Genomic DNA, 12684 nt, shown 5'->3' on the forward strand with positions numbered 1-12684 from the left:
CCACCAGGTCGACCCGCCACCCGTATTGGTTCGCAGCCACCCGAGGCGGGTCATTAGGCTTGCTGGTCATGAGTCACGTTCTCGCGGCGGTCGCCTGGCCGTACGCCAACGGCCCGCGCCACATCGGCCACGTCTCCGGTTTCGGCGTTCCCTCCGACGTCTTCGCTCGGTACATGCGGATGGCCGGCCACGACGTGCTCATGGTCTCCGGCACCGACGAGCACGGCACCCCGATCCAGGTGCAGGCCGACGCCGAGGGGCTCAAGCCGCGTGAACTGGCCGACCGGTACAACCGGGTGATCGTGGAGGACCTGCACGGCCTCGGCCTCTCCTACGACCTGTTCACCCGCACCACCACGCGCAACCACTACGCGGTGGTGCAGGAACTGTTCGAGGGGATGTACCGCAACGGCTACATCGTGCCGAAGACCACCATGGGCGCCATCTCGCCGTCCACCGGCCGGACCCTGCCCGACCGGTACATCGAGGGCACCTGCCCGATCTGCGGCTACGACAGCGCCCGGGGCGACCAGTGCGACAACTGCGGCAACCAGCTCGACCCGATCGACCTGATCAACCCACGGTCGAAGATCAACGGCGAGACGCCGGAGTTCGTGGAGACCGAGCACTTCTTCCTCGACCTGCCCGCCCTGGCCGACGTCCTGCGACAGTGGCTGGGCACCCGGGAGGGTTGGCGCCCGAACGTGCTGCGGTTCTCCCGGAACCTGCTTGACGACCTGCACCCCCGGGCCATCACCCGGGACCTGGAGTGGGGTGTGCCGATCCCGCTCGACGGCTGGCGCGAGCGCACCGACAAGCGGATCTACGTGTGGTTCGACGCGGTGATCGGCTACCTCTCCGCGTCCATCGAGTGGGCCCGCCGCTCCGGCGACCCGGAAGCCTGGCGCAAGTGGTGGTCCACCGACGGCGCGGGCAAGGACGCCCAGTCCTACTACTTCATGGGCAAGGACAACATCGTCTTCCACTCGGTGATCTGGCCGGCGCTGCTGGCCGGCTACTCCGGCGAGGGCAGCCGGGACGGGGAGCCGGGCCAGCTCGGGCGGCTCAACCTGCCGACCGAGGTGGTCTCCAGCGAGTTCCTGACCATGGAAGGGCGCAAGTTCTCCTCCTCCCGCCGGGTGGTCATCTACGTCCGGGACTTCCTTGAGCGCTACGACGCCGACGCCCTGCGCTACTTCATCGCGGTGGCCGGCCCGGAAAGCAACGACACCGACTTCACCTGGGCGGAATTCCTCCGGCGCAACAACGACGAGCTGGTCGCCGGCTGGGGCAACCTGGTCAACCGGTCGATCTCCATGGCGGCGAAGAACTTCGGCGAGATCCCGCCGATCGGCCCCGACGGGCTGACCGAGGCCGACCAGGCGCTGCTGGCCGTGGCCCGCGCCGGCTTCACCACGGTCGGTGACCTGATCGCCAACCACCGGCAGAAGCAGGCCATCGGCGAGGCCATGAAGGTGGTCGCCGAGGCCAACAAGTACCTCTCCGACCAGGCACCGTGGAAGCTCAAGGGCGAGGCGGACAAGCCCCGGATGGGCACCATCCTGCACGTCGCCCTCCAGGTGGTCAGCGACGCCAACACGCTGCTCACCCCGTTCCTGCCGCACTCCGCCCAGAAGGTGCACGAGCTGCTCGGCGGCACCGGCGTACACGCGCCGATGCCGGTGATCGAGGAGGTCACCGACCTCGACGTCGGGCCGGGCTATCCGGTGCTGACCGGGGACTACACCCAGGGCGCGCGGTGGGAGTCCGTACCCCTGGTGGTGGGTCGGGCGCTCGCGGCGCCCAAGCCGGTGTTCCGCAAGCTCGACCCCTCGATCGTCGACGAGGAGTTGGCCCGGCTCGGCGGCTGATCCCGCACCGGCCCGACGGGCGCGACCCCGGCGGAGGTCGCGCCCGTCGCCCGTCTCAGCGGGACGATCCGTCAGCGGTACGGCTGCCGGCCGTGTCCGGTCAGGCCCGGGCCATCGCCGGCGACCCGATGAACTCCATGATCGCCCGGTTCACCTCGTCGGCGTTGGTCCACGGGGTGCCGTGCGGAGCGCCCTTGAGGGTGACCAGTCGGCCGTCGGAGAGCATCGGCTGGAGCCGCTGACCGGTCTTCGGGTACGGCAGCACCATGTCCTTGTCGCCCTGCACGATCAGCACCGGCACGTCGATCCGCGACACGTCGCCCCGGAAGTCCTCGCCCCAAGCGTCCACGCAGTCGTGGGTGGCCTTCCCCGAGGCACGCGCGCCGATCTCCCAGTGCGCCCGGTACGCCTCCTCGCTGACCAGCTTGCCCTTGTTCTCGTCGTAGTTGAAGAAGGAGTTGCAGAACTGGGTCAGGTAGGCGAAGCGGTCGGCGAGAATCGCCTGCTTGAACCCTTCGAAAAGGTTCGCCTCCACGCCCTCCGGGTTGTCCGGAGCCTGCTTCAGGTACGGCGCCAGCGGCGCCAGCAGCACCGCCCGGTCCACCCGGTCCGAGCCGTACGCGCCCAGGTAGCGGGTCACCTCGCCGGTGCCCATCGAGTGGCCGACCAGGATCGCGTTACGCAGGTCCAACTCCGTCATCAACACGTCGAGGTCGGCCGCGAAGGTGTCGTAGTCGTACCCCAACGCCGGCTGCGCCGAATTGCCGAAACCGCGCCGGTCGTACGTGATGACCCGGTACCCGGCCGCCAGCAGCGGACCCGAGATCTTCTCCCACGTCGCCCCGTTGAAAGGGAAGCCGTGGATCAACACGATCGGCTGGCCGGAGCCGTGATCCTCGTAGTACAGGTCGATGGGCGCAGAGTTCTCCGTGCCGACGGTGATGAAGGGCATTACGTCCTCCTGTCCAAGGTGGGAGACCGAGCCTTCCCCGGCAGGCGCCCGTTATTCGTCACCGCTCCGGCCGTGGAGCGTCGGCACCGGCCCGCCGTCGAGCTCGTACGGCTGATCCACGATCTGGTCGTCGACCACCTCGCCGCCGGGCGCCCAGGTCTCGTAGACGCCCCGTTCGTGGCACTGTGCCCCGGTAGCGGCCACCGCGTCCGGGTCCGGCCGGCGCAGCCGCAGCCGCAGCCAGCCCGACTCCTCCCGCAACACCAGGCAGGGCACGCCGCGCCAGGCCGCCAGCCGCAGCCGCCGACTCACCCCGTCGACCGGGTACTGGGCGGCCCGGGTCAGCGCCAGCACCCGGAACCCGTCGGGCGGGTCCGCCACCGCCTCGTACTCGTCGCCCGCGTACCTGCCGACCAGACGGGTGGCGCAGGGCGCCTGACCGGTCGGCACGTACTCCTGCTCCGGCGACAGGCCGGGCACTGCGGCGAGCAGATGCCGCCACTGCGGGCCGACCATCCGCAGCCAGCCGCGTTGCTCGGCCTGGTAGACGTAGAGCACCACCTCCACCCCTTCCGCCGGATAGGCGAGCAGGGTGGCGTTCGCTGGCATGGGCAGATCGGCGAAGTCGCGGGTGACGAACTCGGGAATCAGGTGATTGCTGCTCGGCGTGAACCCGGTACCCAGCACCGCCGGCCCCACCCGGTCCCGCGGACCCAGCGCGGTCAGCCCCCGGTACGCCGACCCGGCCGGCATGTCGTAGTCACCGGGGTCGGCGGCCCGCCACCGCAGCGCGTACGTGACATCCGCGCCATCCCGGCCGCCGCCGTCCGTACGCAGCACAGTGGTGGCCGCCGGGGTACGCAGATGCGCCACGTCATGTTCCCGGTAACAGAATCCGTGCGGCAACCAACCCCGTACATAACCGGCGAGTTGCCGGGCGGAGAGCACCTTCACCATCCGCGTGCCGCGCCGTACGGTCGCCGAGGCGCGGACCGTGGCGATCAGCGGATCATCCGCCGCCCCGGGCTGCTGAGCGAGCCGGTGCACCGCCGACCAGCCGCGCTCCCGGTGCAGCGGCACCAGCAGCGGTGCCTCCGCCGGCTCGGCCGACCGGGTCGCGCCGTGCACGGCGGTGACCTCGGTGACGTGCACGAACCGTCGCCATCCGAGCGCCGAGGCGGGCCGGGGCGCCCACTCGAAACCGGGTGCCTCGGTCGCGCTGAACAACTCGTACGCCGCGCCTCGGGCGATCTCCTCGGCTGGATAGACGGCACCTGCGTACGCCACCCGCAGACCCGTACGCTGCGCGGTGCTCTCGGCCTGACCGGTGACGTTCACGCGGTCGGGCCGCCGCGCCGAACGCTCACGGCTGCATTCCGATCTCACTCATGCCCTCACCCCATCCCTCGCATCCCCCGGAGCGACGGTAGGGCCGGCCGGCGTGGACGGGGTGAACACCGGGTGGCGGCCGGGTGGATTCGGCCCGTGTGTGATGCTGTCGGGGAGATGAGCGAGCCGACCGAGTCCCGCAGCCAGCGCGCGGCACGCCGCGCCGGTGAGTTCCCACCCGCACCCGAGCCGCTGCCGCAGCCGGTGCTGGACAGCCACACCCACCTGGACATCACCGTCAGCGAGGCGGGCGTACCGGCGGGCAGCGCCGCCACCGATCCGGTCGCGGCGGCGATCGACGTGGCTGCCATGGTCGGCGTCGACCGGCTGGTGCAGGTCGGCGTCGACGTCGACTCCTCCCGGTGGGGCGCCGAACTGGCCGACCGGCATGCCGCGGTGCTGGCCACCGTGGCGCTGCATCCCAACGAGGCACCCCGGCTGCCCGACCTCGACGCCGCCCTGCGCCAGATCGAGGCGCTGGCCGCCCGGGACCGGGTACGCGGCATCGGCGAGACCGGCATGGACTTCTACCGCACCCGCGACGACGGTCGCGCCGCGCAGGAGGAGAGCTTCCGGGCACACATCGCCATCGCCAAGCGGTACGGCAAGACCCTGGTCATCCACGACCGGGACGCGCACGCGGACGTGCTGCGCATCCTGGACGACGAGGGCGCACCGGAGACCGTGGTGCTGCACTGCTTCTCCGGCGACGCCGAGTTCGCCGCCGAGTGCGTCCGCCGGGGCTACCTGCTCAGCTTCGCCGGCACGGTCACCTTCGCCAGCGCCGGGGCACTGCGCGAGGCCGCCGCGCTGACGCCGCTCGACCAGATCCTGGTGGAAACCGACGCGCCGTACCTCACCCCGATGCCACACCGGGGGCGGCCGAACGCGTCCTATCTCATTCCGCTCACCGTCCGGGCCCTGGCCGCCACCACCGGTGCCGACCTCGACGAACTCTGCGCGGCCATCTCCGCCACCGGCGAACGCGCCTTCGGCCCCTGGCGCTGAACCCGCCCGGCGCAGCGTTCCTTCCGTTCCCTGCCGCGGAGCCGCCCGGCGCAGCGTTCCTTCCGTTCCCGGGCGCGGAACCGCCCGGCGCAGCGGAGTGTTAATAAGGGGCCCTTCCTCTGCCGGAGGCGTTAATAGGGGGCCCTTCCTTTAGCCGTAGGCTGTCGGGATGGCCGTTGATCTGCTCGGGCCGGCGGAGATCCGGGACCTCGCCGCCCGGCTCGGTGTCGCCCCCACCAAGAAGCTCGGCCAGAATTTCGTGCACGATCCGAACACCGTGCGCCGGATCGTCGCCACCGCCGGGCTCTCCGGCGACGACGTGGCGCTGGAGGTGGGACCCGGGCTCGGCTCGCTCACCCTCGGGCTGTTGTCGGCCGCCGCCCACGTGCACGCCGTGGAGATCGATGCGGCGCTGGCCGGCGCGCTGCCCGACACCGCCGCCCGGCGCGCCGGCCCGGCCGCCGCCCGGCTCACCGTGCACCACGCCGACGCGCTGCGGATCACCGCCGCCGAGCTGGCCGACCCGGCGCCCACCGCGCTGGTCGCGAACCTGCCCTACAACGTCGCCGTGCCGGTGGTGCTGCACCTGCTCGCCGAGCTGCCCAGCCTCCGGCACGGGCTGGTGATGGTGCAGAAGGAGGTCGCCGACCGGCTCGTCGCCGGCCCCGGCTCCAAGGTGTACGGCGTACCGTCGGTCAAGCTTGCCTGGTACTCGCATGCCCGCGCCGCCGGCAAGGTGCCACCTAACGTGTTCTGGCCGGTGCCCAACGTCGACTCTGGTCTGGTCGCCTTCACCCGCCGCGACCCGCCCCGCACGGACGTGTCCCGGAAACAGGTGTTCGCCGTGGTGGACGCCGCCTTTGCGCAGCGCCGCAAGACGCTGCGCGCCGCCCTGGCCGGTTGGGCCGGCGGTGCCGACCGGGCCGCCACGGCGCTCACCGCCGCCGGCATCGACCCCGGCGCACGCGGCGAGTCACTCACCGTGGAGCAGTTCGCCGCCGTCGCCGCGTCGGCTCCGGGCGCGACCGTCGCCGCGCAGTAGGCTGACGCCGTGCGGGCAGAAACCCGCGCACCTGTACGCGTACGACCTCGTCGACGGCCGGAGCGAGCCGGTCGCCGACCCCCGCCGAGGAGCTGATCGTGACCAAGCCGTTTGACGTCCGGCTGCGCGTCTGGGACATCACCCCGTGACCGAGGCATGGCGACCGGAGGACGACGAGCCGCGTGGGGCCAGCGGACCGGTGCGCGTGAAGGTACCCGCCAAGGTCAACCTGCACCTGGGGGTCGGCCCGTTGCGCCGGGACGGCTATCACGAGCTGAACACCGTCTATCACGCGATCTCGATCTACGACGAGCTGACCGCGCGGCGGGGCGACACGCTCACCCTCACCATGGAGGGCGAGGGCACCGGAGAACTCGCCCTGGACGACTCCAATCTGGTCATCCGGGCCGCCCACGCCCTCGCCGGATACGCCGGCGTGATGCCGCACGCCCGGCTGCACCTGCGTAAGCAGATCCCGCTCGCCGGTGGGCTCGCCGGTGGTAGCGCCGACGCCGCCGCCGCCCTGGTCGCCTGCGACGCGCTCTGGGGCACCGGACTGTCCCGGGACGAGTTGGCCGTCATCGCCGCCGACCTCGGCTCGGACGTGCCCTTCCTGATCCATGGCGGCACCGCCCTGGGCACCGGCCGGGGCGAGGCGGTCAGCCCGGTCCTGGCCCGCCCCACCTCCTGGCACTGGGTGGTCGCCATCGCCGACGGCGGCCTGTCCACCCCACAGGCTTACCGCGAACTGGATCGGCTGCGCGAGACCGGCGCCGCCGGACCGGCGCTGGGCAGCACCGACGCCCTGCTCGCCGCCCTGCGGCAGCGCGATCCCCGGGTACTCGCCCCCACCCTCGGCAACGATCTACAGGACGCCGCGCTGGCCATGCGTCCCGCGCTGGCGGCCACCCTCAAGGCCGGCGAGGCGGCCGGGGCACTCGCCGGCATCGTCTCCGGCTCCGGACCGACCTGCGTCTTCCTCACCGCCGATGCCGCCGACGCCGTACGCGTCGCCGCCGAACTGGAAGCCGCCGAGGTGTGCCGGCAGGCCCGTACCGCCCACGGCCCGGTGCCCGGCGCCCGGATCACCTGACCGACGGCCGACCGGGTCCCGGCACGGACGCCTTCGGGCGCGCCCGGCGCTCCGCGTACGCTGGAGGTCCAGGCGTCCCCAGGTGCCCGTCGGCACCGGGACGCCTTGATCATGGAAGGTGGGGCATGGCCAACATCGTCAACCTGGACCGGGTGTCCAAGGGCTATGGCGCGGCCGGGCCGCTGCTCACCGACGTCTCGCTCGGCCTCGACGACGCCGACCGGATCGGTGTGGTCGGGCTCAACGGTGCCGGCAAGTCGACCCTGCTGCGACTGCTCACCCGCACCGAGGAACCCGACGACGGACGGGTCACGCACCGCCGCGACCTACGGGTCGCCTGGCTGCCGCAGAACCTCACCCTCAGCCCGGAAGCGACCGTCCGCGACGTGGTCCTCGGCACCGCGTGGCTCGCCGAAGGCATGGGTGCCGAGCACGAGTGGGCCGGCGACGCCGGTGTCCGGGCCATCCTCGACGGGCTCGGCATGCCCCACCTCGGTCTCGACGCGCCGGTCGGGCCGATGTCCGGCGGCGAGCGCCGACGGGTGGCGCTGGCCGCCCTGCTGGTCCGCGACGCCGACCTGCTCATCCTCGACGAGCCCACAAACCATCTGGACGTCGGCGGCGTCGACTGGCTGGCCCGGTACCTGCTCGGCCGCAAGGGCGCCCTGGTGGTGGTCACCCACGACCGGTGGTTCCTGGACGCCGTCTGCACCACCACCTGGGAGGTCGCCGACCAGACCGTACGGGCCTACGAGGGCGGCTACGCCGCGTGGGTGCTCGCCCGCGCCGAACGCGAGCGGATCGCCGCAGCCACCGAGGCCCGCCGCCAGAACCTGCTCCGCAAGGAGATCGCCTGGCTGCGCCGGGGCCCGCCCGCCCGCACCTCGAAGCCGAAGTTCCGCATCGACGCGGCCAACGCGCTGATCGCCGACGTGCCGCCGCCGCGCGACACCATGTCGCTGCAACGGCTCGCCACCGCCCGGCTCGGCAAGCAGGTGTACGACCTCGAACAGGTCCGCCTGCACGCCGGCCCCAAGACCATCCTCGACGACGTCAGCTGGCAGGTGGGCCCCGGCGACCGGATCGCCGTCCTCGGTGCCAACGGCGCGGGCAAGACCACGCTGCTGCGGATGCTCGCCGGGATCACCCGCCCGGACGGCGGGCGCCTGGTCACCGGCTCCACCGTGCGGCCGGCCTTCCTCTCCCAGGAACTCGCCGAACTGCCAAGCGAACTGCGCGTCCTGGAAGCCGTCGAGGAGGTGGCCCGACGGGTCCGCCTCGGCGACCGGGAAATCTCCGCCGCCCAGCTCGCCGAGGTGTTCGGCTTCGACGACCGGCGGCTCTGGACCCCCGTGGGTGATCTGTCCGGCGGTGAGCGCCGCCGGCTCCAGATGCTGCGCCTGCTCGCCGGTGAGCCGAACGTGCTGCTGCTCGACGAGCCCACCAACGACCTCGACACCGACACCCTCGCCGCCCTGGAGGACCTGCTCGACTCCTGGCCCGGCACCATCGTGGTGGCCAGCCACGACCGCTATCTCATCGAGCGGGTGGCCGACTCGACGTACGGGCTGTTCGGAGACGGCCGGCTGGTGCATCTGCCCGGCGGCATCGACGAGTACCTGGCCCGCGCCGCCGGCCTTCCCGGTCCGGCCGGTAGCGCCGCACCGGTGACCGGCACCGCCAGCAGCGCGGCGGGCGACACCGGGATGAGTGCCGCCGAGGCCCGGCAGGCCCGCAAGGAGCTGGCCAAGCTGGAGCGGCAGGTCGGCAAGCTGGAGCAGAAGGAGGCGGCGCTGCTCGACCAACTCGCCACGCACGCCACCGACTACAACCGGGTCGCCGAGCTGGACGCCCAGCTCAGCCAGGTGCGCGCCGAACGGGAACAGATCGAACAGGCGTGGCTGGAACTGGCCGAGGAGATTCCTGCCTGACTGCGGCCCGGGGCCGGCCCGCGACGCCACGACCTGCGGGCGCCCGGGACCCGTGTGCGGCGTCATATCGCGGGGTACGGGAGAATCGGCGTCGACCCTCACCCAACGGCGTTGGAGACACAGACATGCATACCCCCGTCAACCACCCCGCGCAGCCGATCTACCGGGCGATCGGCGGGCTGACCGGTCTGTACCTGGTGGTCTTCGGTGTGCTCGGTTTCTTCGCCAGCAGCGGCGAGTCCTTCCTCGGCCGGGGCGACACCCAGGTCCTGGGCCAGGGCACGAACCTCGGCTTCTCGCTGTTGAGCGTCGTCCTGGGCGCCATCGTGCTGGCCGGCACGGTGATCGGCCGCAACCTCGACGTGCTGATCAACCAGTGGACGGCGTACCTGATCATGGTGGTCAGTCTGGCCGGGCTCGCCTTCATCCGGACCGAGGCCAACATCTTCAACCTCAGCGTCGCCACGGTCATCGTGCTGATGGTGGCCAGCCTGGTGCTGCTGCTGGCCGGCATGTACGGCAAGGTCGGCAGCGACGACGAGCACGAGGCGTGGAAGAAGGCTCGGCTCGTCCTCTGAAGGGTCTGCTCCGGTTTGGGTTTTCGCCGGAGCCCGACCCGCTCCGGCGAAAACCCGTCGTGGCACCGCACCGTGCGGGACAATTGTGGTGATTGTTCCTGTCGCGTGGAGGAGCCATGCCGCACTTCCCGGTGAACCACCCCGCGCGCCCCATCTACCGGGCACTCGCCGGTCTGATCGGGCTCTACATCCTCGTCTTCGGCGTCTGGGGCACCGTACTGAGCTGGGGTGACCCGCTGTTCGCCCGGGACGGCAGCTGGGCCCTCGGGCTCCGGACCAACCTGGCCTTCTCGCTGGTCTCCGTGCTCTTCGGAATCGTGCTCATCATCGGCGCATCCCGGCGCGGCAACCTCGGCCATTACATGAACCTGACCGCCGGAGTCGTCTTCCTGGTCACCAGCATCCTGATGATGTCGGTGCTACAGACCAGCGCCAACTTCCTGAACTTCTCCATGTCCACGGTGATCGTCTCGATGCTCTTCGGCCTGATCCTGCTCGGCACCGGGGTGTACGACAAGGTCGGCCCGGAAGAGCACGCGGAGGCCGAACGCAACCGCCGCGCCCACCCGGTGGCCGAGATCCACCGCCGACGCTGACCAGCCCGCCGGGTCGGCCGGTCAGCGACCTCTGGTGATCAGCCCCGGCTTCGCCTCCAGGTGCGACAACCCGTTCCAGGAGAGGTTCACCAGGTGCGCCGCCACCGTCTCCTTGCGCGGCTTGCGGACCTCCAGCCACCAGCGGCCGGTCAGCGCGACCATGCCCACCAGCGCCTGCGCATACAACTCGGCAAGCTTCGGCTCGTACCCCCGGCTGGAGAACTCCGCGCCCAGGATGTGCTCCACCTGATGCGCGACGTCGTTCATCACGCTGCTGAAGTTGCCGCTGGCGGAGAGCACGGGCGACTCCCGTACCAACACCCGGAAGCCGCTCGTCTCCTCCTCGATGTAACTGAGCAGGGCCAACGCCGCCTGCTCCAGCAACTCACGAGGATGGCCCGCGGTAAGCGCCGTGGTGATCCGGTCCAGCAGGGACCGGACCTCCCGGTCCACCACCACCGCGTAGAGCCCCTCCTTGCCGCCGAAGTGCTCGTAGACCACCGGCTTCGACACCTTGGCCCGGGACGCCACCTCCTCGATGGAGGTGGCGTCGAAGCCCCGCTCGGCGAAGATCTGCCGACCGATCGAGATCAGTTGCTCACGGCGTTGGGCGGCCGACATGCGTACCCGGTTGGTCGGCTTGGCCGCCGCGGCGGCGGGGACCGCACGTCGGACGGCCTTGTCGCCCGCACCGCTGGGATTCTCGGCCACCTGGTCACCTCGCTGGCGCTCGGTGACGCCCGGTTGGGGGATCCTGCCTGTGTTCTGCCCGGTCACCCGAACATACTGCCAGGTAACTTGCCGGCGAGCGGTCCGCTCGTCGTCACGCTGCCGCCTGGCCCGCCGGCTTCGCCAACTTCGCCGCGATCCGCTCCGGCTTCGGCCAGCGGACGTCCCAGGCCGCGCCGACCTTCTCGAACAGCCAGATCACCCGGGCGGAGATGTCGATCTGGCCGCGCAGCACCCCGTGCCGGGCGCTGGTCGGGTCGGCATGGTGCAGGTTGTGCCAGCTCTCCCCGAAGGAGATCAGGGCCAACGGCCAGAAGTTCGAGGCCCGGTCGCCATGACGCATCATGAACGGCCGCTCACCGTACACGTGGCAGACCGAATTGATCGACCAGGTCACGTGGTGCAGCAGCGAGATGCGGACCAGCCCGGCCCAGAAGAGCGCGGTCAACGCACCCTGCCAGGACCAGGTCAGCAGCCCGCCCATCAGCGCCGGGCCGAGCACCGAGGCGACCACCAGCAGGGGGAAGAGCCGTTGGATCCGCCGGATGTCCGGGTCGGCCAGCAGGTCCGGGGCGAAGCGTTCCCGATTCGACAACTCGCGGCCGAACAGCCAGCCGACGTGCGCGTGGAACAGTCCCTTGATCAGCCCGCGCAGGGTGGTGCCGAAGCGCCACGGCGAGTGCGGGTCGCCCTCCAGATCCGAGAAGGCGTGGTGGCGGCGGTGGTCGGCGACCCACTGGATGATGTCACCCTGCACGGCGACCGAGCCGGAGACGGCAAGCGCGATGCGCAGCCACCGCTTCGCCTTGAACGAGCCGTGGGTGAAGTAGCGGTGGTAGCCGACGGTGATGCCCAGGCCCGCCAGTACGTACCAGAAGGCGGCGATGCCCACGTCGACCCAGCTCAACCAGCCACCCCAGGCAACCGGCACGGCGGCGATCAGCGCGAGAAACGGGATCACCACAAAGGCCCACAAGGCGATCAGGATGCCGCGGGACTGGGTGCCCTCGGTGAGGGGTTTCGGACCGGTCGGATGCGAGTCGATGAGAGCGGTGGACATGTCACCTCGCAGGGGACGGTAGAACGTGAATCTACGGCTACGTCACCGTAACTTAAGGGTCCGGTAGATCGCATCAGACAGCGACCAGAAGCTATGCCAGCCACGTCGTACCCTGCTCTTAAGCCGCGCCGCATGACCGACTTCGACGCCACCGAGGTGCGTCGGCTGCGCACCGCGGAGCAGCTCTCGATCCGCGAGATTCAGGCCCGCACCGGGCTCGGACGCAACCGGGTCCAGCAGTTGCTGCGCGGCGTCCCGGCGCCGGAGCGGACCCGGCGCCCCAACGCCAAGGACGACCTGCGCGCCGAGGCGCCACGACGCTGAAGCGGCACCGCCCCACAAGTGTCCGACACAACACCGGCGAGACGTATCGGGGCTGCCTGAGCGTCGAGGTGCCACGGTCGCGGCGGCTGTATTGGAAGATCGAGGGGATCA

General features: G+C 71.1%; 12 protein-coding genes. 8 read left to right on the plus strand and 4 right to left on the minus strand.

What is annotated here, in order from left to right:
• The first annotated feature begins 68 nt into the window (after positions 1-68).
• A complete protein-coding gene (gene metG / locus QQG74_RS03970; RefSeq protein WP_341718937.1) occupies positions 69-1871 on the plus strand; it encodes a methionine--tRNA ligase in 1803 nt (600 codons plus the stop codon).
• A 100-nt stretch (positions 1872-1971) separates the two neighbouring features.
• Here the strand turns inward: metG and QQG74_RS03975 are convergent, their stop codons facing one another.
• Entirely contained in the window at positions 1972-2823 is an 852-nt protein-coding gene (locus QQG74_RS03975) for an alpha/beta hydrolase (protein ID WP_341718938.1), read from the minus strand.
• 51 nt (positions 2824-2874) lie between these two features.
• The gene (locus QQG74_RS03980; RefSeq protein WP_341718939.1) at positions 2875-4161 is read right to left on the minus strand and encodes a hypothetical protein; all 1287 of its coding nucleotides are present in this window, start codon (positions 4159-4161) and stop codon (positions 2875-2877) included.
• 168 nt (positions 4162-4329) lie between these two features.
• Here QQG74_RS03980 and QQG74_RS03985 point away from each other — a divergent pair, with 168 nt between their 5' ends.
• From QQG74_RS03985 to QQG74_RS04010, 6 genes are all read left to right on the plus strand, one after another.
• A complete protein-coding gene (locus tag QQG74_RS03985) occupies positions 4330-5220 on the plus strand; it encodes a TatD family hydrolase (RefSeq protein WP_341718940.1) in 891 nt (296 codons plus the stop codon).
• 169 nt (positions 5221-5389) lie between these two features.
• The gene (gene rsmA, locus QQG74_RS03990) at positions 5390-6262 is read left to right on the plus strand and encodes a 16S rRNA (adenine(1518)-N(6)/adenine(1519)-N(6))-dimethyltransferase RsmA (protein ID WP_341718941.1); all 873 of its coding nucleotides are present in this window, start codon (positions 5390-5392) and stop codon (positions 6260-6262) included.
• A gap of 145 nt (positions 6263-6407) precedes the next feature.
• Complete coding sequence (locus tag QQG74_RS03995; protein ID WP_341718942.1) at positions 6408-7355, plus strand: 4-(cytidine 5'-diphospho)-2-C-methyl-D-erythritol kinase; 948 nt, start codon at positions 6408-6410, stop codon at positions 7353-7355.
• A 125-nt stretch (positions 7356-7480) separates the two neighbouring features.
• On the plus strand, positions 7481-9286 hold the full coding sequence (locus tag QQG74_RS04000; RefSeq protein WP_341718943.1) for an ABC-F family ATP-binding cassette domain-containing protein: 1806 nt from the start codon (positions 7481-7483) through the stop codon (positions 9284-9286).
• 125 nt (positions 9287-9411) lie between these two features.
• The gene (locus tag QQG74_RS04005; protein ID WP_341718944.1) at positions 9412-9864 is read left to right on the plus strand and encodes a DUF4383 domain-containing protein; all 453 of its coding nucleotides are present in this window, start codon (positions 9412-9414) and stop codon (positions 9862-9864) included.
• Positions 9865-9980: 116 nt separating this feature from the next.
• Positions 9981-10460: a DUF4383 domain-containing protein gene (locus QQG74_RS04010; protein WP_341718945.1), complete on the plus strand. Its 480-nt coding sequence runs from the start codon at positions 9981-9983 to the stop codon at positions 10458-10460.
• Between the two features lie 21 nt (positions 10461-10481).
• Here QQG74_RS04010 and QQG74_RS04015 read toward each other — a convergent pair whose 3' ends face one another.
• Positions 10482-11171: a TetR/AcrR family transcriptional regulator gene (locus QQG74_RS04015; RefSeq protein WP_341718946.1), complete on the minus strand. Its 690-nt coding sequence runs from the start codon at positions 11169-11171 to the stop codon at positions 10482-10484.
• 112 nt (positions 11172-11283) lie between these two features.
• Positions 11284-12249 (minus strand): acyl-CoA desaturase, encoded by a 966-nt coding sequence (locus QQG74_RS04020; protein ID WP_341718947.1) that lies wholly within the window; start codon positions 12247-12249, stop codon positions 11284-11286.
• Between the two features lie 132 nt (positions 12250-12381).
• Here QQG74_RS04020 and QQG74_RS04025 point away from each other — a divergent pair, with 132 nt between their 5' ends.
• A complete protein-coding gene (locus QQG74_RS04025) occupies positions 12382-12573 on the plus strand; it encodes a hypothetical protein (RefSeq protein ID WP_341718948.1) in 192 nt (63 codons plus the stop codon).
• Positions 12574-12684: the final 111 nt, after the last annotated feature.

Origin of the sequence: Micromonospora sp. FIMYZ51 (assembly GCF_038246755.1) — a bacterium.
GTDB lineage: Bacteria > Actinomycetota > Actinomycetes > Mycobacteriales > Micromonosporaceae > Micromonospora.

Coding starts and splice junctions, on each gene's coding strand:
- metG (WP_341718937.1), top strand. CDS start 69: ATGAGTCACGTTCTCGCGGCGGTCGCCTGGCCGTACGCCAACGGCCCG.
- QQG74_RS04000 (WP_341718943.1), top strand. CDS start 7,481: ATGGCCAACATCGTCAACCTGGACCGGGTGTCCAAGGGCTATGGCGCG.
- QQG74_RS03975 (WP_341718938.1), bottom strand. CDS start 2,823: ATGCCCTTCATCACCGTCGGCACGGAGAACTCTGCGCCCATCGACCTG.
- QQG74_RS04020 (WP_341718947.1), bottom strand. CDS start 12,249: ATGTCCACCGCTCTCATCGACTCGCATCCGACCGGTCCGAAACCCCTC.
- QQG74_RS04005 (WP_341718944.1), top strand. CDS start 9,412: ATGCATACCCCCGTCAACCACCCCGCGCAGCCGATCTACCGGGCGATC.
- rsmA (WP_341718941.1), top strand. CDS start 5,390: ATGGCCGTTGATCTGCTCGGGCCGGCGGAGATCCGGGACCTCGCCGCC.
- QQG74_RS04010 (WP_341718945.1), top strand. CDS start 9,981: ATGCCGCACTTCCCGGTGAACCACCCCGCGCGCCCCATCTACCGGGCA.
- QQG74_RS03985 (WP_341718940.1), top strand. CDS start 4,330: ATGAGCGAGCCGACCGAGTCCCGCAGCCAGCGCGCGGCACGCCGCGCC.
- QQG74_RS04025 (WP_341718948.1), top strand. CDS start 12,382: ATGACCGACTTCGACGCCACCGAGGTGCGTCGGCTGCGCACCGCGGAG.